Raw genomic sequence first — 18,891 nt, 5'->3', positions numbered from 1 at the left:
AGGGGTCGGAGCGTGGGTCCAGCAATGGTCACAGGCGGGGTCCGGCGCGGCGGGTGGTGTCCCTTCTGGTGGGGGCTGCGGAGAGGAACTGGTTGGCCTGTCTGGCGGCTTCGGCGAGGTGCCGGTGGTCGGGATGCAGGTAGCCCTTGGTGGTCTCGATCGATTGGTGTCCGAGGATCTCCTGGAGCACGTGCAGCGCGATGCCGGCGTCGGCCATCCAGGTCGCTCCGGTGTGGCGGAGCCCGTGGCGGGTGAGGTTGTTGAAGCCGAGCTCCTTCACGAGGTCGTCCCAGTGGGTGGCGTCGCGGACGGTGGCGGTGGTGAGGACGCCGCCGCGCGGCCCGCGCAGGAGCGGAGTGTCGGGCTCCTTGCCGTCGGTGAGGCGTTCGAGGATGGGTTCGAGCGCGTCGAGCATCGGGACGGGGCGGTCTCTGCGGCCTTTGGTCTGTTTGATGACGAGGCCGCCTTTGCCGGGGTAGTGCTGGCGTCTGATCCACACGATGCGGTTGTCCCAGTCCACGTCCCCGGCCTGCAGTCCTGCGACTTCGGAGCCGCGGGCGGCGAGGAGGGCGGCGAGCATGACGTGATCGGAGTAGGACTGGTGGACCTTCCCGCACGCGGTGGCGAGCTTCTGCAATGTCGGAAGGTCTGGGAGGGCGTACTGGCGGAGTGCTCCGGTGGTGTGGGTGACGTGCTTGCCGAGGTTCCGGCGGGCGCGGTGCTTGGCGGGGTTGATGGAGATGACGTCGTCGCGGACGGCTTCGTCCAGGACGCGGACGAGTGGGGCGATGGAGTTCTTGATCGTGGAGGCGGAGTGCTCGGCTTCCCAGGCGTCGATGGTGCGGTCGATCATTCCGGCAGTGATCTTCGCGACGCGGATGTGGCCGAGCGCGGGCAAGACACGGAGCCGGAGCCCGGTGTCATAGAGCTCGGCGGTGGAGGTCGGGTCCAGGCCTCGTTGCCAACGGTCCCCAATCGAGGCGGCGTAGTCGGCCAGGGTCACGGTGGTGTCGTTGCCGGTCTCGGTCGCGGCGCGCATCTGCTCGAAGAACTCCTCGACCTCCTCGGCGGTGCGCACGTGGCTGACTCGGCCGACGCGTTTATGGGTTGCCGGATCGGTCCATCGGACACGGGCACGGAACCCGTCGACGCGGCGTTCGACGTCGGTGGTGAGCTTCACGCCGACCGGAGGCATACGGCGATTGCGGGGATCAGCCACGTGCCGCCTCCTGTTCGCGCACCCAAATGCGCACCGTGACGGGGTTGTAGCGGTAGACGCCGCCGACCTGCACGAACGGCGGGCCGACCTTTTCCCGACGCCACCGGGACAGTGTGGCTTGGGAGACGGTCAGGAACTCCGATGCCTCCTTGGGGCACCACAGCGGCTCGACCGTGCCGATGCCGCGGTCACTGGGCAGGCTCGTCATCGTCGGACACCTCGCCGGTTTCCGGGTCGGCGCCGAGGCTGGCGTAGAAGGCGTCCTCGGCGGCCTGGCGGTGGGCGACGTCGGCCTTGACGAACTCCCGGAAGTCCGCCGTCCGGTCAGGGATTACGATGTCCTCGATCGCCTCCGTGGGGGTCTCGCCGGGCCAGGCGGTCTGCCGGGTGGCGCGGTCGCGGTCCAAGCGGGTGCCGCAGGCGGCCACCCAGTCGCGAAGGCGCTGGCGGGCGTCGGCGAAGTCCCGGTGCCAGCCGTTGGGTGCTGACCCGTTCTCCTCCGGGTCGTAGGCGCACAGCCAGTGGAGGTGCAGGGCGCTGAGCTCCCAGACCAGCTCGGGGTGGCGGTGCCAGAACGGCGGGACCACGCTGGCGGGGAGCCCGTAGGTGTGGCGCAGCCAGGTCACCCACTTGTCGAGCTCGACCCACTCGCCGGCGGCCTCCTCGGCGGTGAGGAGGTTCCAGTTGACCGGATGCGGCGGCTCTGCGAGCAGTTCGGCGTCCCCCTCCGACGCCTCCGGGTCGGTGTCGTCGTGCAGCGGAGCGGGTTCGGGCTCGTCGGGCTCAGGGATGTCATCGACCTCGGCCATCAGCGTCTCCTCAGTCACAGCCCGACCGCCGATGCGGCGGACGGAGAGGGGCGACGCGGCCCCTCGCTGCGCACGGGCTCCCTGTCTGCGGCGGGCGCCGGCGCTTCTCGCTCGGCGGCAAGAGCGCTGCGCGGGCCGCGGTCGACGTCGTAGTTGGTGCGGGCGAGGTCGTGGCCGATCTTCTTGGCGACGAACTCCTCGCCCTGCACGGTCTGTCCGTCGCGCTCGTACTCGAACGGGTGCGTGTAGCCCTCGGCGACGAAGCTGTCGCCCTTGGCGAACCGCTCGTGCGCCCGCTCGGCGGTCGCCCGATACGCCACGAGGTCGTGGAACGTGGTCTCCAGCTCCGTGAAAGAGCCGTCGGGCTCTTTGCGGTAGTGCTCCTGCCCGACACGGGCGTAGAACCTTGCCTCGCCTTTGCCGGTGTGGCTGAGCTGGGGGTCCGAGGCGATGAATCCCGTGAACGACTCCTGCGTGTGAATCGTCATGACGATGGTCCCTTCCTGGCATCGGCGGCCCCCAGGGCGGGGCCGCTCTTGTCAGTCAGGTGCGTCAGGGCTCTCCTGCGGTCGCCGCCGCAGCCGTTCCTCGATCCCGGTGCGGTCGGCGCGGAGCCGGGTGGCGTCGGGCCGGTCGGTCCATGTCCGCATCCGGGTGACGATGGGCGGCGCGGAGCGCAGCAGCACGAGCGCGGTCCCGAACGGCAGGGTGCGGATCGCGTCGGGCGGCATGACCGGCACCCGCCGGATCGAGCGTTGCGCGGAGCGGGACCCGTGATCGCCGACCGTGGTGGAGTCGATCACCTCGTCCCGTTCGCCGGTGAGCGTGGTCAGGTCGTGGAGGTCTTTCGAGTTGGAGGCCCCGCCGAGGATGATCTTGACGATGCTGGCGTCCCAGATCGCGCCGGCCGCGTTCTCCGACCACTTCTCCCGCGCTTGGGCGAGCGACTGGAGCACCGGCATCGTCGTGATCCCGGTGCCGCCTCCCTCAGCCATCAGCGTCGGCAAGGACGGCAGGGGTGCGAGATTGCCGACCTCATCGAGCGCAAGTAGCAGCGGCGGGTCGAGGCGTGCACCGGGGCTGTGGGCGGCGATGCGGCGGGCGGCTTCCACGAGGTCTTCCACGAACGCCGCGACCAATGCTGCGGAGTTGTTCGCCCCGGCCCCGGTCGCCAGCAGGTAGAGGGTTCCTTTGGCTCGGAGGAATGCTTCGGGGTCGAAGTTCTCACCGGCTCGCGGCGAGACGGCATCGAGTACGCGAGGGTCGGCGAGGGCGGCGAGAGCGAGGGAGACGCCTTGCCAGATGGAGTCGCGGGTGCGGGGGTCGGAGTCGATCATCGCCTGTAACGACTCCGACCACCCGACAGCCGCGTTCTGGTTGGCGGTTAGGATCGCCACCGCATCCGCGGCAGCGGACGGGTCGAGGGTCCAGCGGAACAGCTCGCCGGGCGGTCGGTGATCGAGCGCGGCGGCGTGCAGGAGCGATTGGAGCGCGGTGCGGGTTTTGCCTTCCCAGAACCTGCCGCCTTCGACACCGCCGGCGGACAGGCCGGTGCCGGCGGCAAGGCCGGTGGCACGGATCATCGCGGTCAGCGGGTCCTCGCACCCCCGGATCGGCGACCAGCGCAGCCCCGCCGGGACACCCTCGGCGAGGTGCTGCGGGTCGAACACCGCAACCGGGCCGATGCGTTCACGGGCACGGAGGGTCGCGGTGAGGTTGTCCGGCCGGGTGCTGGTGGTGACGACCGCGCCGGGCGCGTCGAGGATGGCGTTGATGACGATGTGGGCGCCCTTCCCAGAGCGCGGCGGCCCGATGAGGAGGATGGAGTCCTCGACCGAGGCCCAGACGCTTTTGCCGCGTGAGGCGCCGATCCGGTAACCGATGTCCTCCGCGCAGGGCTTGTCGAGCGAGGGCCGCAGGTGCCCGCCCCGCCGCAGCAGCGCGGTCTCGGAGGCGGCTTTGGCGACTTCGCTGCGGGTGGCGATCCCGGCGATCCGGTACGGGTCGGCCTTGACCTGGCGGCCGTGGTCGCGCAGCAGCCGCCACACCCACCAACCCACCGCCCCGGCTCCCAGGATGAGGACGGCGGCGGTTGTCCAGTACGCGACGACGTTCAGCCCTGGCGCATCGAGAGCGCCCGCCGGGTCGCCAGGGTTCAGCAGCACGCCCAGGCCGGCTTCGACACCGCCGGCGGGTGGGGATGTGCCGGTGATCCAGGCGGCGACCGACCCGGCGCCGCGGAGGATGCCGGCCAGGAGCGCGGCGCCGATGAGGAGGGCAATGCCGAGGTTGCTGAGCTCGTCTCCGAGCGACCCGGCCGGGCGCGGAGTGCTCATTCGGGGTGCCCGATGGTGAGGGTGCCGGAGACGCGGCCGAGCAAGATGACCTCACGGGTCGGACTCGATGCTGCTTGTTCGGCGGTGAGCAGGGCACGCATGGTCCCGTCTGGGGCTGCGTCACCGTGGACAATGACGATGGCGACGGCGACATCCTCGCCAGGCACGAACCCCTCCCCGTGCAACGTGACCAGCTCCGGCATCGCTTGTCGTGCGGGCGATTCCTGGGCAAGGGCTGGTTGGGGGCGGCGGCGTGTGCTGGGGGTGATGATGTCGGTGAACACGGTCCCGTCCGCCTCACGCACCTCGACCCGCACTGGCGACCGGCGCTGGTCGGTGAGTTGATCGAGGACGCGGGCGAAGTCCTCCCGCCGCCACGCGGGTGCGAACGGCTCCGGCTCATACGGTGCCCCGTCGACGGTGACCGTCATCCTTCCGTCAGAGGCAATGTCCATGACGACGTGCGGCAACACCACAGGCACGGCGTCGTCTCGGTGTTCGGGTTCGCCGGTGGTGCGCTTGTAGCGGGGGCGGGTCATCAGGATTCCTGCCGATCGTTCGAGAATCCCGAAGAACCGTCGAGATTCGTGAACTCGCGGGAATCTGCGGTCATGCGGGTGGTGGTGTCGAATGCGGCGAGCTCGGCAGGGTGGAGCTGGTGCTGTACGACGAAGGAGCGGTCCTTGATCCGCCAGAGTCCTTGCCCGGTGCCGAGGCCGGGTAGGAGCTTCTGTTCGGTGCCGGTCAGGCCGAGGGCGGTGGCGGTGGAGCCGAGCTGATCGGCTTCCTGCCGGTAGACGATCCGGGTCTCCGCGTTCGCCAGCAGACTCGATGCGAGAGCCCTCATCGCGGAACCTTGATCGCCGACGTTGTCGAGGTCGGAGAGCTTGTGGAAGATGAGCATGTTCGCGATGCCGAAATGGCGGGCGAGCCGCCATTGCGCGTCCATCCGCCGCAAGAGGCTGGGGTAGGCCATCAGGCGCCACGCTTCGTCGTAGATCACCCACCGTTGCCCGCCGTTCGGGTCCGACAGCGCCGATTCCATCCACGCACTGGAGCAGGTCATCAGCACGGAGATGAGCGTGGAGTTCTCCGCGACACGGGACAGATCCAACGACACCATCGGCAGCGACGGATCGAACCTCACCGTGGAGGGACCGTCGAACAGTCCCTGGAGGTCACCGGCGACGAGGCGGCGCAGCGCGTGGCCGACCAGGCGGCCGTCCTCGGCAAGACGTCGGTCCTCATCATCGGCGGGGCTGGGGGCCAGGATACGGTCGACAACCATCGGCAGGATCGGCACCTCCGCCGACCGCACCGCATCCCGCAGGGCGAGGTCGATCGCGGTGTGCTCCAACGGCGACAGCACACGATCCAGCACCGTCTCCGCCAGCGCCCCGATGAGGTCGCGGCGGCGGGAGGCAACCTGCATCGCCCACTCCGCGTCGGAGACGGCGGAGGGCCGGTGTCCCTCGTCCAGCGGGTTGAGCCGGTTCGATAGCCCGTGGCCGAGAACGATCGCTTTCCCGCCGACCGCTTCGGCGACGGCGGTGTGCTCGCCCTTGGGGTCGCCGGGGACGTAGACGCGCCGCCCGAACGGGAGCGAGCGGGTGTAGAGGGACTTCGCCAGGGAGGACTTGCCGGAGCCGACAATCCCTGCGAGAACGACGTTGGGGGCGGTGATGAGGCCTTGCTGGTAGAGCACCCACGGGTCGTAGACGAACGACCCACCGGAGTAGAGGTCCTGGCCGACGAATACGCCCGCCGAGCCGAGGCCCCCTTCGGCGAGGAATGGATATTGCCCGGCGAGGGTCGCGGAGGTGTCCTGGTGCTTCGGAAGCCGCAACCGCCCCGGTGTCCGCAACGCGGCAGGACCGGACTCGCCGGCGGCCGGCAGGTACGTCGTTGCGCGCTTTTCTGCTTGCTCGGCTTCCCATCTGGCTTTCGCCTCCGCCTTCCGTGTGTCGCGGGCGGTGGTCTCTATCCGGGTAGCGGCCTGCTGGCGAGCTTTGCGGTTCCGTCGCCGCTCACCTTCCGGGCCGACCAGCACCGCCGTGTGCAGACGGCCCTCATCCTTTCCGGTCACAGCGCCAACCCCCGCCCGTGCGAGGCGGATGCGCCCGGCCGGCGGGCGAACCAATCCGTCGCCTCCGAACGCGCCGCCCGCACCGGCGCCCGTTCGACCGTCCGCCGTGCCGGAGCCGGAGTGGGCGCGGCCGTGTCGATGTTCAGTAGCGCTGGGTCCCGTACGGCGTCGTGGATGCGAAGCAGCGAGACGTGGCCGAGGAAGGGACTGTACGTGAGGGTGTAGACATCCCCGGTGGCGGTGCGGTCCAGGGCGCCGGTCGGGGGCTGGTCGTAGACGTACCCGTTCTCGAGCGCAGCCTGGGTCGTCTCCTCCCCGAAATCCCACTGCGCCAGATGCTCGATCGCCGCGTCCGTCCCGTCTCGTTCGATGATGTCCAGCACCGGGTCTGCTTCCTCGCCTTGGAGGAACACGACACTGACCCACCGCCTGCCGCCCTGCTTCTCGGGGAGGTCCGGGTCGCGGTCGATCAGCTCGATTAGGGTGTCGGGGTGCTGACGGGCGGCATCGGTCACCCAGTCCGGGAACGCCCCGTCGTTGTCGGTGCGCTGGCCGGGATGGTCGATCGCGAACTGGCGTGCGTCGCCTGCGGCGGAGAGGAACACCGCGAGCTCGCGCAGCGCCCGCTCGGGTGAGACGGGGGCGCCCGTGCCGGTGAACAGGTCCCGTCCCTCGATCGACTGCCCGGTGGCCGGGTTCTCGATGCGGTACGCGTACCGCTGATGCTCGCCCAATGGTTCGTCCGGCCACACCGTCAACCTCAGCTCACCCGCCTGCACCGTGGTGCGCGTCGCGCCGGTCGTGTCGAGGGGTTCGGGTGCGGGGTGCCAGGCGATTCGCCCGGACTGCGACATCGCCGCATCGACCCGGTCATGGACCGTGTCCAGCAGGGTGCCGGCCTGGTGCAGCTCATCCGCCGCCGCAAGCGCCGCCGTCGCCCCGGCGGGCTGGCTGCCCGCGTCGGTGTGCGCGCGGGACCGGGCCTCGATGTGGGCGGCGGCGAGCTGGTCGAGCACCTGCCGCAGCGACCGCACCCCGGCCAGCAGTTCCCCGAGCACCGGGTACGTCTCGGCGGGGTCGTCGAAGGTGCGGGTGGCGTGGGCGAGGCCGCGGAGCGCAGCGGATGCCTCCATCGCGTCCTCCACGGGGTTGTCGAAGGTCGGCATGATCGGGACTCCTCACAAGGGAACGGTTGATGGCGGGATGGGTCAGACCGGGCGGCACAGCGGTAACGCGGTCGCGGTGAACGCCTGGGCTTGCTGGCCGACGAGGCGGCGGGTCTCGCAGGAGGCTTGGATCGCGGCCTGCTCGACTGCGGCCACCGCGGCGTCGAGCTCGTCCACGGTCGGTGCGGAGACGGAGACGAGGCCGGAGACACGGAGGACGCCGTGCCCGGCGGTCAGGTCCGCCTCCTGTTGCAGCACGTCGTCGAGCTCCGCGCTGGAGGCGGCATCCTCGATCTGTCCGATCTTGCGGCGTTGGGCGGCGTCGGAGATGAGTTCGGTCTTCTTCTTCCGCAGGTCCCTCGCGGCCTGGTCGGCGCGTACCGGGGTGTAGTGCAGGGCGAGGGTGCGGAGGATGCCGTTGGACAGCACGAGCGAGGCAAAGAACCCTGGGTAGACCTGGGAGCGGGGCCATTCAGTGATCCACAACACCGCATGGAAGGCACTGTCGGATCGCAGGCGGTCCCAGGTCTCGGTGACCGCCACCGGCCCGGCGGTGGCAAGATCGCGGCCGAGGTCGCCGTGGCGTTCCAGGGCGGGGGCTGCCGCCGGGTCGTACGCTCCGCGGAGGATGACGGCGACCTCGCCAGGGGTGAGCCACCCGGTCGAGGTGAGCTCTGCCGCGCGGAGCGCCGTGCTCAGGGTGGTCATCTCCTGCCGCAGCACGGCCGCAGCGCCGCGTATGCCGCCGCCGGAGGTTCTGATCTGCCGGGCGCTGTTCTTCATGTCCAGGGCGAGGCTGATCGTGGTCGCGTGGCGTTCCCCGGCGGGGCCGGCACGGTCGATGAGCTCCTGGTAGGTGGTCGCGGCCCAGGAGCCGTCGTCGGTGCCGTGGGTGCGCCACCACTCCGCCAACCCCGTCCCCGAATCCGGCAACGTCCGCTCAGACACCTGAATCCGCGCGATCCGCCCGGACCGGCACGCGGCGGCGAGCACGCGGCCCCACCCTGCGACGCGGCGTTGCTGCTCGCCGGGGTCCAGGAGCACGAACGCCGGGTGGGAGACGCCGAGGATGACGGTGAGGGTCTGCGCGTGGGGGTCGTGGACCATCGCCGCCCCCGTCTCCGGGTCTTCCCATTCACGCAGCGGCGCCGCGTCCCCGGGCAGGGCGAGGGTGTCGGCCGGCCGGGGCTTGATGACGCGGCGCCGGTAGATGAGCTGGCCTAGGTAGGTGCGGGCGGCCCAGCGGGTCAGGATCGGCACCCACTCGATCAGCTTCCTGCCCCCTGCCGGGATCACGGCGAGGAGGGCGGCGCCAGCCCAGACCGGGGACGTCCAGGCCAGACCCATGCCACCGCTGGTGTAGAGGGAGGCGACGACGGTGAGGATCGCGATGCCGAGGACGATCAGTTGCGGCAACGACAAGCCCAACAGGATGCCCCGTCGGGTGAGGCGGGAGAACTGCACCGGCGATAACGGGTACTCGGTGTGCGTGGAGGCCATTGGCTCATTCCTTCCTGGACGGCTTCGAGGACGGAGGCGGCGGCGGGTCCGACCCCCGCGATGGCGACGAGGGCGCAGCGGGCGGCGTCGAAGGTGCCGGACGTGACGACGGTGTGCCTTGCGCGGGCGGGACCGGCGGCGGAGTGCTCTGCTCGGCCGCAGCCCCGGCATGGTTCTCCGCGGCACCGCCGACAGCGGCACCGGCCTTCGGTCCGGCGGTCGCGGCACCCTTGACCACCGCACCGCCGACGACCACCGCCGTACCGACAGGCCCCGCGGCCGCACCAGCACCCGCGCTGGCCCCCGCCCCCGCCCCCGCTCCGGCTCCGGCGCCTGCTCCGCCGGATGACGCGGCAGCGCCCCCGGCAGTTCCGGTCGCCCCGGCACCGCCCGATGCCGCCGGGCCACCCGCAGGCGGCGGCATCGGCCCACCCCCTCCGACGCTTCCGCCCCTGGGCTTGCCGCCGGTATCACTACCGCCGTCGAGGACCTTCTTCGCACTGTCACCCTTGGGTGCGGACGGCACCGGAACCGGGCGATTCAATGCGGACTTCGCCTCCTGCTCGCTGGACATGGCGTGGTACATATCGAACCCGACGAAGGACAGGAACTTGTAGGTGATGTACGGCGCGAACGCGGCGACGAACATCAGCACCACCCCGGCAATCGGGTCGCTGATAGAGGCGAGGCCCGCTTCGATGGGGGCGGAGACTTGCCCGATCGCGACGAGGAAGATCACGACGAGGACGAGCTTGGAGAAGATGAGGGCGATCACGAACGCCGCCCACTTGGCGAACCAGCCCTTGGTCGCATCCCATGTCGCCCCGGCCAGGGCGACGGGGCCAAACACGATCGCGACCAGCAGCAGCGCCTTGCGGATGAGGAGGCTGAACCAGACGATCGCGGCCGCACTGATGGCGAGCCCGGCGAGGAAGATGGTCAGGATCGCGCCGACACCGGGAGCAGCGATGTTGATCCCGGCAAGTCCCGTGGCGAGGAGCCCGATCTGGGTCCCCATTCCTTCCATCGTGTTGCCGGTGGCCTGCACGATCCCCACGCAGAGCTGATCGGTCACTTCCAGCAGCAGCGCGGTCAGGGTGATGACGAGGAACGACCCGAGGACGGACTTGGCAAGTCCCAGGGCGGCGCGGGACAGGGCGGTGGGGTCGCGATGGATGAGGCCGGTGATGAGTTGGAGGCAGAAGAACACGAGCATCACAAAGACCGCGACGCCGAACAGAACGTTGTAGACGCCGACATACTCAGGACTGGTGACGTCGACCAGGGTGGTGGTGTCGAACACGGTCCAGACCGCCTCGAACAACCAGGCAGCCGCGCCGGCCATCGCCTGGCCCAGCCAGTCGAACGGGGCCGCGATCAACGACGCCGTGCCCTCGCCCACGGCGTCGCACACGGCGGAGATGACCGGGACATCGCACACGCTCACCGCACCCACCCCCACGGGAGGCGCGTTGCCGGGGTGGTCATCAGACGGCCTGCCCGACGCCCCAGAAGAAGTTGATGAGCGTCACCGCGGCACCACAGATGATCGCCGCACCGCAGGACACGAGCACGCCGACTTTGCCGCGGCTGGCGAGGTGCGGGTTGGAGGAGTTCGCGCCGAACCCCCATACGATCGCCGAGATGATGAGGGCAAGGACCGAGAGGATCAGGCCGACGGTCATGACGGCGCCGACGATGATGCGTAGCTGCTCGATGCCGGGAAGACCAGAGCTGTTGGGGTCGATGTCGATCACGGGGATGCTCCTGACTGTTCGCGAGACGTGTTCTCGGCTGTCAGGTGCACCCCGCCACCCAGCGACAGGCGGATAGCCTGGGCTGGTGGAAATCGTTCTGGCCGCCAGCGCCGTCATCACCGACGACGCGGGACGTGTGCTGCTCGTGCTGCGTGGCACCGAGCCGGAGAAGGGCCGCTGGTCGATCCCCGGCGGCAGCGTCGAGCCCGGCGAAACCCTGGCTGAGGCGGCCGCGCGGGAGGCGTTCGAGGAGACTGGGCTGCGGGTGTCGGTGGGGCGTGAGCTGTGGTGCGTGACGATCCCGGCCGGCGAGGGGCGGGTGTTCGAGGTGCACGACTTCGCCGCCACCGTCACCGGCGGCGAGCTGGCATCGGGCGACGACGCGGACGATGCCCGCTGGGTCGCCGCCGCCGAGCTCGACCAGCTCCCGGTGACGGCGAACCTTGCCGACTATCTGCGCGGCGCCGGCATCCTCACCTGACTCCGGCTGGTCAGAGCTGTTCGCCGACGCCGAGGAGGAAGTTCGCCCAGGCCACGCCGGCGCCGGCGAGCGCGGCGGCGCCGACCGAGACGAGCAAGCCGGTGCGGGCCTTTGTCGCGGCCTGGTAGTTGCCGCTGGATGAGGCGACCGCCCACACGATCGCGCAGACGATGAGCATGAGCGCGGCGATGATGAGGACGAACATCAGCAGCGCCCCGACGATGGAGCGCAGCTCTGCGGCACCGCCGACGCCGCCGAAGTCGGGAAACACGTCCATCAGGCCCCACCGCCCGCGGTGCAGGTCGCGAGGGTGGTGTCCCCGCCGGTGACGCCTTCCGCATTGTGGTCGGCGAGCCAGGCGGTGGCGTCGACGGCGGGCTGCCCTTGCCCGCCGGGGTGGATTTCCAGGTGCAGGTGGGGTCCGGTGGAGCGGCCGGACGAGCCTACATCTCCGATGTGCTGGCCCGCGGTCACGGTCTGCCCTTCGGTGACGTGGATGCCGGTCTCCCACATATGCGCGTAGTACGACGCGACCCGCTCGCCCCGGACGGTGTGCTCGATGATGACCAGCCCGCCGAAGCCGCCGCTGTAGCCGGCGTGCACGACCACCCCGTCCGCGATGGCGAGGATCGGGGTGCCGTCCGCGGCGGCAAGGTCGGACCCTGCGTGGAAGGCGCGTTCCCCGGTGAACGGGTCGGTGCGCCACCCGAAGCTGTCGGTGTCCACCCACGTCCCTTCGGGAAGCGGGAACACGATGCGCGTCGTCTCCGGCACGATCGGCGCCCCGCCGCCTCCTCCGCCGGTGGGCGCAGGGCGGGTTAGGGCGGCGAGGATCGCCTCGGCCACCGGCTGGTAGTTCTGGTAGCGGTCCGGGTAGGCGGATACCTCGACGGCCTGGGCGGCTTCGCCGGGGTCCATCTGCTGCCAGCCGGGAATGTCCAGCAGCCCCCGCGGGGAGGGGTGGTTCGGGCCGGTCTCGCCGCCGTAGAACGCTCTGGCCTGATAGGTCGAGTCCATCAGCTCGGCGACGGTGCCCCACCCAGCGGCGGGACGCATCTGGAACAGGCCCAAGGAGTCGTGATCGGACCCGTTGCCATCGTTCGGGAAGTCGCCGGACTCCGGGTAAGTGCCGGTGTTGGCGAGCATCCGCAGCGTGGACTCCGTGAGGGCGGCCATGAGCGCGATCACCACGCCGGGACGGCCGACACCGCTGGTCTGCCCGCCGACCGTGATGATCGTCGCGGCGTGGGTGAGCTGGGTCCGGTTCAGCGTGACCGTCTGCCTGTTGCGCGTCGTCGCGGTCAGCGACTCCGGGATCGGCCCCACAGCGAGGGAGCCCGGTGCGCATGCGGTCATCGCAGGATTGACCACGGCCGCCACCCCGACAAGCACGACCGAGGGGGCGAAGAACAGCAGGGCGACCGCGAGAGCGGCGAGCTTCTTCCACACAACAACCACCTGCTCTCAACGGAGGGGGTTGTCGAGTTGGGACAGGCGCAGTAGCTCACAGGTCGTGCCGGTGATGCCGCGGCCTGTGACCGCCGGGGTGCAGACGATGAACACCGTGAACGACACCGGCCGGGACGCCTCCACAGGTTCGGTGTCCCAGGTGCCGTCCCGGTGCCGGGTGCCGTCAATGGTGTACGCGACGGTGCCTGCGGGAATCTGGCCTGGTGCGGCCTGCGCGACCGCGGTCTCCCACGCTTCCGGGATGACCGCGGTATCGACGATGAGCCATTGGCGGGTCTGGTACTGACGGAGCTGCCCCCACGCCTCCACACTCGGCAGATACGCCCGCACATCCCCCGCCAGCGCGGCAGCCTCCTCATCTGCGGCGACATCCGCAAGCATCTGCGCGTAGTCCATCGGGCCATCACCGGTAGTGGTGTCCCAGGTGAACAGCGCGCTGGCGACCGCGCGGGCGAACGCCTCCGGGCCGCCGACCTGCGGCACCGCCACCGGCCCCTCACCGGACGGCCCGGCCGGCGGGGCGGTCACGGTGGAACTCGGTGTGTCGGCGGGAGTGGAGTCGGTGCGGGGTGCGGGGCCGCGCAGCAGCCCGTAGATGCCGACACCGACCAGCAGGAGCAGCACGAGCCCGCCCGCGATCGTGGCGATCAGCAGACGACGACGGCCGCGATCAGCGAGGGTGGCGGGGTCCATGCGGGTCCTCCCAAGAGGCGACAGGTAGGTGGTCGCCGGGAAGGTGCACACACGCCCCCACGAAGCGGTGGTCAGGCGATGTGCTCGCTGCGTTCCTGCGCCCGGCGGGCAGCGCGGGCGGTATCGGCGAACGCGATCGTGCCGGTGACGGTCTGCTCGAACCGTGACCATTGCTCCTCGGTCAACGCCGGGCCAACCTCGTCCGGGTCATGGTGCAGCCACCATCCGGCCATGTCGTCCCAGATCGCGACGAACACGGTCAGCGGGAACGGCACCGGCTCACCCTGATCCTCGACCGCGGTCAGCGCGGGGCGCGGGGGTTTCCGGCCGGTCTTCTTCGCGGCCTTCACGCGGGCGAGCGCGGCCTGCGCCAACTCGTCCAGCTCCACCGCCCGCGCCTCACGCTCCGCCGCCCGCACCTGGACGGCCTCGGCGCGGGCCTGCTCGCGCACATCAGCGGGCAGGGTGGGGTCGGCGGCGACCTGGTCGAGCTCGGCGAGGGAGAGTTCGGCGTTGACGCGCAGGTGGGAGGGGTAGACGCCTCCGCCGGCCTTGATCCGCTCGACCTCCTCCGCCGCGCGAGTGCGCACGGACTCGGGCTGGGATTCGTCGGCGGCGAGGTGTTCGAGTCGGCCGATGCGCTCCAACGTGGTGTGCGAGTCGCGGCCGGTGACCATCTGCGCAGCCTGCACGGCGGCCTCACCGGGGGTGGTTTCCCACGGTGCCGTTAACTTAACGGGACCGTCTTCTCCGGCCTCGTCGGCGGCGTGGAAGCGGGTGGCCTCCTGGCGGCGTGCCGCGTCTTCGGCGAGCAGGGTCTTGAGTTCGCGGTAGAGGCCGGCGGCCTCGAACTGGGTCAGTGGCTTGTGCAGCAGGTTGTCGTCCTGCTCCGCGAGGAGCTGCCCGAGCCGGTCCGAGACACCACTGCGGACCCACACCTTGACGGTCTTCCACCCGAGCAGCTTGATCGCCGCCAGGCGGCGAGCACCGCAGATGAGGTGCCCGTCGAGGGTGATCGTGATCGGTTGCAGCAGGCCGTTGCGCCGGATCGACTCGACCATCGCGGTCAGGTCGCCGTAGTCCTGCCGGTGCCGGCGTCCGACACCGATGGAGTCCACAGCCCGCTCCAGCTCGATGTGCCCATCCTGCGGAGTGCTCACGGGTGATCAGCTCCGCTATCGGGGGCGGCAAGGCCCGCGGTCAGCACGAGGTCATTGTCACGCCATAGCGCTCGCAACGGCTCGCCGATCAGAAGCCGCACCACCAGGCCACGCCCGGCGTTGGTGTGTGCAAGGGAGGGGTCGGGGTTGCCGAGCACAACCCGCAGCAGCGTCGTCCAGGAGGTTCCGGGCAGGTCCAGGAGGGCGCGGGCTTGCCGGTCGCGGCGCAGGACCTCGAAGGCCGACGCTCGCGACACGGATTCGGCAAGCCGCCCGGTGATGTACTCCACCCCGGCCCGCGCGGTCTCCGGCGCCCAACCGACGCGGCTGAGGAACGCGATCGTGTCCTCCACCGCCGAGCCCACGTTCATCGTCCGCTCCAGCAGCAGCTCCTCGTCCTCGCCGAGCACGTCCTCCTCGTCGTCGGTGAAGGGGTCGACGTGGAACGCGGGGTGGTAGTCGGGCAGCGGGTTCTCCCGGTCGCTGAACCGCTCCGCGTCATGGAACACCGAATAGCGGGGCCGGCGCGCCTGGTGCACGGAGCACAGTAGGCCGTTGCCGCGCTCCTCACCGATGCAGGTCACCTGCACCGCACGGGTCACCACCGCCCACGGGTCATCCGCCCGACGAGTCGCAGCTCCCCGCATCGCCTCGAACGCCGCAGAGGCAGCCTCCCACGGGTCCAGGCCGTGCTTGCGAGCCAGGGCGGCGTACTTGTCGGCCGCGTGCCGCATCAGCGCGGCAGCCTCCGGGTCGTTCCGCCACGCGCCCTTGCCGGCCTCATGGAGTCTGTTGAGGAGCGCGCGTAGCGCCTCCGAGTCCTCGAACCAAGCCCGCTCCTGGTCGCGGGTGCTTGCCTTTGTCATTCCGGCACCTCCTGAACAGCAGGTGCGCACACGTCCCCCAGCCGTGGGGCTCGCCGGTGCATGAGGGACGCGCATGGCTCAGGTCACCCCAACCCGATCCCGGACCGTGACACCCACGAATGCCGCTCACCAGCCCCGCGGCCGAACGCGGTCACCGGCAACAACTTCCGTGCCCGCTCGCTCACAACCCGCACGCCCGAGCGCGCGATCGTGCGGGTGCCCCGGTATGTCTGACCGGGCGCGCGGCGGGTGCGGCGGGCGAGCTCGGCTTGGAAGTCGATGCCTTGCCCGGCGACCCTGCCCATCCGCGAGGCCAGCAGATCGGACGGGCGCACCCACACCACCCCCGACCTACGCTTCCCCGCCTCCGCCGCATCGGGCATCTTTTGCGTCGCCGCGGACGGGTCGCCGTGGCGAGCCAGTTCAGACACCTCCCCGTCACCGCTCGGATGTGCCTCGTCGGGCGCCTCGGATTCCTCCCGGCGGCTTGCGGGATGCTCTGCGAGCCGGGCGGTGCGTTGTTCGTCGTCGTTCATGTCGTTTCCTCCGTGTCGGGGCCGGTCAGGACGGGCCGGGCGAACCAGCGTCCGACCGTGGACGGGTGCACTCCGAGGTGGCGGGCGATCTGCTTGTTCGACCAGCCCTCCTCCTCCCGCAGCACCACCGCCACCTCACGACCCACCGGTGCGGGCCCCATCGGGATCGGTGACGCGGCAACCGTCGACGTCTCCTCGCCTGACTCGCGCGACGGCTCGGGCTCGGGTGCGGGGAGGGGGCGGGTGAGGATCACGGTGAGGTGGGTGATCGCCAGTAGCACCAGCGGCGGCACCGCCGCCACCGACGCGGCGAGCACACCGGGCACGTCGGCGTCGGCGGCGACGACGGCATGGATCGCGTTCGCGGTCACCGACACCACCGCACCGGCGGCCAGCAGCGCCCACGGATACCAGGCGGAACGTTGCCCCGCGAGCGCGACAACGGAGACCGTTGAGACGACGATGATGCCGTCCACGATGAATGGCCACGCCCACGCCTGCCCCGCATCCACCCCAGAGCGGCGGGCAAGATCAGCGAGAGCGGTGAACGAGAGCCAGAACGCGCCAGCGGCGATGAGCACCGTCCCGGCCACCGCGGTCGCCACTGCGACCCGGCCACCCCACGTTGTCGTCGCCGGGTTCACGAGAGCACCCGACTCTCGAGCCGCATCGTCTGGCGCGGCACTTCGCGCTGTATTGCCGGCGCGGAGGCGGGGTGGATGTGGGTGGCGCGGTAGGCGGAGCGAATCGTGGTCGTGACTTCCCGCGGCGACAACCCAGAGTGCTCGGCAGCCGGGGCGAGGGCGTCGACCATCTCAGGCAAGGACATGCCGGCTTCTGCGAGGCGGCAGGATGCCCAGAACAGGCCCCGGTTGCGTTCGCCTTCGCCGCGTTGCGCGACCCAGGCCGCCAGCCGGCTGGCATCCCTTGGAGCCGGTCCGGTGCGCCCGACGTGTCGTGGATCAGGGCGCGGGTCCAGGAAGTCCCGCAACGCTCCCGCGTCCACCGGGCACGGAAGCTCTTGCGAGCCGCCGACCAGCGCATACGAGACGCGCCGATCACCGGTGGCGATCACGGAGGGCGGGACAATGACATAGCCGCCGTCACCGCGGAAGTCGACTCGTGCCCGCGCGGCCTGCCACGAGGGCTGCGGACGGTCCGGATCGGCCGGATAGTAGGCGTGCATCCCACCCGAAGGAGTCCGCACCAACGCCACCCACCCCTCGACCAGGCCGGCACGGCGGGCGCGACCGAACGCACCGAACCCGTGCCCCTCTGCCTTCCGATCCACATCGACGACATCCATCCCAGACACGGCACCGGTCGGAACACCGATGTTCGCGGACGGCCACCGCCGCCACCACCCCGCAACCCGGCCGGCGTCAGTAGTCGCGTCGCGGAAACCGTGCTCGATCCGGGGCCGCTTACCGCCCGGCACGCACGGGAACACCGGTACCCCCGCCTCCGCGAACCGTGCCGCAGCAATCGCCGGCGGGAGGCCGGCGACCTGGGCGAACAACTCTGCCGGGCTCATCACAGACTCCTCACCGCGGCATCCGCCGAGCGAGATGCCCGCGACGGCTCCACCGGTGGCGGCGTAGTGCGTTCTGCTCGCGGGATGTGTTCGGCTCTGGCAGTGTCACGGGTGAGGCCGGGTGGGTCACCGGTACCGACCTGGGCCGTCGGGAGAGCGTCGAGGATCGCCCCGGCGATCTTGCGGACACGCTCCCCAGTGGCCTGCACTACCTCGGCCGGGTCCTTGTCCTTCACCGTGCCCGCCCAGCCGGAGACATAGGGGATCGTGTAGGCGGTGGTGTCCATGCCATGTGCGGCACCGATCATCAACGCCACCGACTCCGCCTCCACTTCACCTACGCCGCGATGCCTTGTCGCGTCCGGGTTATTGGGGCCGTGCAGCCTCACATGCGCGAGCTCGTGAACGAGAGTCTTCACCTGCGCGGCATCACCCATGTTCGTCCGCACCGCGACCGTCCGATTGGTGTAGTCGGTCAGGCCGTTCGCGCCACCGATCTCGCTCTCGTGCTCGACCCGCAACACCGCGAACCCCTCCGCCTCCACCAGGCCCGCCAGCCCGTCCCAGAGACCCGCGGGGGCATCGCCCTCCAGCAGGACCGGCGACGGACGCTCCGGGACCGGAGCGCCGGCAGTCTGGGAGACATCCCACACATAGGCGGACTTCCCGCCGACCATCCGGGAGCGCATCAACTCACCCGGCTTCGGCTTCTCGAATCGGCCCAGCCGCCGCCACGACGACACATCCTGCGGAGTCGAGGACGCAAAACTGCCCATCACCGGAGCGAAGATCATGTACCCCGGCTGGCCCTTCTCCACCTGCCTGCCGAGCGTCTGCCATTGCTTGTACCCTGCGATATACGACGGCTCCGCCGCTTGCACGCGCCCCTGCTCGAAGGCGTCGAGGTGCTGGGCGAAGATCATTAGCGTGTTGCGGAACGAGCGCGCCCGGAACCGGGCAGCGAACTCCAGAGCGCGCTTCCAGTCCTCACCGGAGACGAGCTGGTTGACCGCAGTCGACAGCCGCTCGTGGAGCTGTTCGAGCTTCGCGTCGCGTGTGGCCCGTCTCTCCTCGTCCGTCGCCATCATGAATCTCCTCCCGGCGGGGCCCACGGCGCGTGCCGGTGACCCTTGCGACCATGAGGTGCGCCGGGATCTTCATGAGAGTCAGCCGAGCTTCGGGAAATCCCGTCAACAAGGACGGCTCCACGGTGAGCCTTGCGTATGGGTCTACTCACTACCAGGTTCGAGTGGCCGCTGGACCCTCACGCCTTCTCTT

21 protein-coding genes are annotated in these 18,891 nt (G+C 70.3%); 1 reads left to right on the top strand and 20 read right to left on the bottom strand.

The features are described from left to right. Positions 1–28: 28 nt before the first annotated feature. Genes ACPYO6_RS06980 through ACPYO6_RS06930 form a run of 11 tightly spaced genes read right to left on the bottom strand, consistent with a single transcriptional unit; the run spans position 29 to position 10,873 of the window. A complete protein-coding gene (locus ACPYO6_RS06980; protein ID WP_424796266.1) occupies positions 29–1,219 on the bottom strand; it encodes a tyrosine-type recombinase/integrase in 1,191 nt (396 codons plus the stop codon). Beyond that, positions 1,212–1,427, bottom strand: coding sequence for a helix-turn-helix domain-containing protein (locus tag ACPYO6_RS06975; protein ID WP_329863790.1), 216 nt, complete (start codon positions 1,425–1,427; stop codon positions 1,212–1,214). Before ACPYO6_RS06975 ends, ACPYO6_RS06980 begins: the two co-directional genes overlap by 8 nt. Continuing rightward, positions 1,408–2,028 carry a hypothetical protein gene (locus tag ACPYO6_RS06970; protein ID WP_424796265.1) on the bottom strand — a complete coding sequence of 207 codons (621 nt, stop codon included), beginning with the start codon at positions 2,026–2,028 and terminating at the stop codon, positions 1,408–1,410. The genes ACPYO6_RS06975 and ACPYO6_RS06970 overlap by 20 nt, the downstream gene beginning before the upstream one ends. Before the next feature lie 14 nt (positions 2,029–2,042). Then, positions 2,043–2,516, bottom strand: a complete 474-nt coding sequence (locus ACPYO6_RS06965) for a single-stranded DNA-binding protein (protein WP_329863786.1) — start codon at positions 2,514–2,516, stop codon at positions 2,043–2,045. 51 nt (positions 2,517–2,567) lie between these two features. Continuing rightward, positions 2,568–4,364, bottom strand: coding sequence for a type IV secretory system conjugative DNA transfer family protein (locus tag ACPYO6_RS06960; RefSeq protein WP_424796264.1), 1,797 nt, complete (start codon positions 4,362–4,364; stop codon positions 2,568–2,570). After that, positions 4,361–4,903 carry a hypothetical protein gene (locus ACPYO6_RS06955; protein ID WP_329863782.1) on the bottom strand — a complete coding sequence of 181 codons (543 nt, stop codon included), beginning with the start codon at positions 4,901–4,903 and terminating at the stop codon, positions 4,361–4,363. The genes ACPYO6_RS06960 and ACPYO6_RS06955 overlap by 4 nt, the downstream gene beginning before the upstream one ends. Then, positions 4,903–6,450: an ATP-binding protein gene (locus ACPYO6_RS06950; RefSeq protein ID WP_424796263.1), complete on the bottom strand. Its 1,548-nt coding sequence runs from the start codon at positions 6,448–6,450 to the stop codon at positions 4,903–4,905. Before ACPYO6_RS06950 ends, ACPYO6_RS06955 begins: the two co-directional genes overlap by 1 nt. Further along, complete coding sequence (locus tag ACPYO6_RS06945) at positions 6,447–7,616, bottom strand: hypothetical protein (RefSeq protein ID WP_424796262.1); 1,170 nt, start codon at positions 7,614–7,616, stop codon at positions 6,447–6,449. The genes ACPYO6_RS06950 and ACPYO6_RS06945 overlap by 4 nt, the downstream gene beginning before the upstream one ends. A 42-nt stretch (positions 7,617–7,658) precedes the next feature. After that, a complete protein-coding gene (locus ACPYO6_RS06940; protein WP_424796261.1) occupies positions 7,659–9,116 on the bottom strand; it encodes an SCO6880 family protein in 1,458 nt (485 codons plus the stop codon). 4 nt (positions 9,117–9,120) lie between these two features. Beyond that, positions 9,121–10,563, bottom strand: a complete 1,443-nt coding sequence (locus ACPYO6_RS06935; protein ID WP_424796260.1) for a conjugal transfer protein TrbL — start codon at positions 10,561–10,563, stop codon at positions 9,121–9,123. 40 nt (positions 10,564–10,603) lie between these two features. Further along, positions 10,604–10,873 carry a DUF6112 family protein gene (locus tag ACPYO6_RS06930; RefSeq protein ID WP_022883069.1) on the bottom strand — a complete coding sequence of 90 codons (270 nt, stop codon included), beginning with the start codon at positions 10,871–10,873 and terminating at the stop codon, positions 10,604–10,606. An 85-nt stretch (positions 10,874–10,958) separates the two neighbouring features. Between ACPYO6_RS06930 and ACPYO6_RS06925 the strand changes: the two genes are divergently transcribed. Beyond that, positions 10,959–11,354: an NUDIX domain-containing protein gene (locus ACPYO6_RS06925; protein WP_329863773.1), complete on the top strand. Its 396-nt coding sequence runs from the start codon at positions 10,959–10,961 to the stop codon at positions 11,352–11,354. A gap of 10 nt (positions 11,355–11,364) precedes the next feature. On the opposite strand, the gene ACPYO6_RS06920 is transcribed toward ACPYO6_RS06925, so the two are convergent. From ACPYO6_RS06920 to ACPYO6_RS06880, 9 genes are all read right to left on the bottom strand, one after another. After that, a complete protein-coding gene (locus ACPYO6_RS06920) occupies positions 11,365–11,631 on the bottom strand; it encodes a DUF6112 family protein (RefSeq protein WP_329863771.1) in 267 nt (88 codons plus the stop codon). Beyond that, positions 11,631–12,803 carry a M23 family metallopeptidase gene (locus ACPYO6_RS06915; protein ID WP_424796259.1) on the bottom strand — a complete coding sequence of 391 codons (1,173 nt, stop codon included), beginning with the start codon at positions 12,801–12,803 and terminating at the stop codon, positions 11,631–11,633. The genes ACPYO6_RS06920 and ACPYO6_RS06915 overlap by 1 nt, the downstream gene beginning before the upstream one ends. 15 nt (positions 12,804–12,818) lie before the next feature. Continuing rightward, entirely contained in the window at positions 12,819–13,517 is a 699-nt protein-coding gene (locus ACPYO6_RS06910; protein WP_329863768.1) for a hypothetical protein, read from the bottom strand. Between the two features lie 71 nt (positions 13,518–13,588). Then, complete coding sequence (locus ACPYO6_RS06905) at positions 13,589–14,677, bottom strand: ParB N-terminal domain-containing protein (protein WP_329863766.1); 1,089 nt, start codon at positions 14,675–14,677, stop codon at positions 13,589–13,591. Next, positions 14,674–15,543 (bottom strand): hypothetical protein, encoded by an 870-nt coding sequence (locus ACPYO6_RS06900; RefSeq protein WP_424796258.1) that lies wholly within the window; start codon positions 15,541–15,543, stop codon positions 14,674–14,676. Before ACPYO6_RS06900 ends, ACPYO6_RS06905 begins: the two co-directional genes overlap by 4 nt. Before the next feature lie 83 nt (positions 15,544–15,626). Next, positions 15,627–16,079 (bottom strand): hypothetical protein, encoded by a 453-nt coding sequence (locus ACPYO6_RS06895; RefSeq protein ID WP_329863762.1) that lies wholly within the window; start codon positions 16,077–16,079, stop codon positions 15,627–15,629. Further along, on the bottom strand, positions 16,076–16,684 hold the full coding sequence (locus ACPYO6_RS06890) for a DUF2637 domain-containing protein (protein WP_329863800.1): 609 nt from the start codon (positions 16,682–16,684) through the stop codon (positions 16,076–16,078). Before ACPYO6_RS06890 ends, ACPYO6_RS06895 begins: the two co-directional genes overlap by 4 nt. Before the next feature lie 35 nt (positions 16,685–16,719). Continuing rightward, positions 16,720–17,613 carry a bifunctional DNA primase/polymerase gene (locus tag ACPYO6_RS06885; RefSeq protein WP_424796257.1) on the bottom strand — a complete coding sequence of 298 codons (894 nt, stop codon included), beginning with the start codon at positions 17,611–17,613 and terminating at the stop codon, positions 16,720–16,722. Continuing rightward, on the bottom strand, positions 17,613–18,701 hold the full coding sequence (locus ACPYO6_RS06880) for an ArdC-like ssDNA-binding domain-containing protein (RefSeq protein WP_424796339.1): 1,089 nt from the start codon (positions 18,699–18,701) through the stop codon (positions 17,613–17,615). Before ACPYO6_RS06880 ends, ACPYO6_RS06885 begins: the two co-directional genes overlap by 1 nt. Positions 18,702–18,891 lie beyond the last annotated feature (190 nt).

Source organism: Georgenia sp. Z1344 (genome assembly GCF_049856295.1).
Lineage (GTDB): Bacteria > Actinomycetota > Actinomycetes > Actinomycetales > Actinomycetaceae > JB111.
This window is presented reverse-complemented; position numbering and strand designations above follow the sequence as displayed.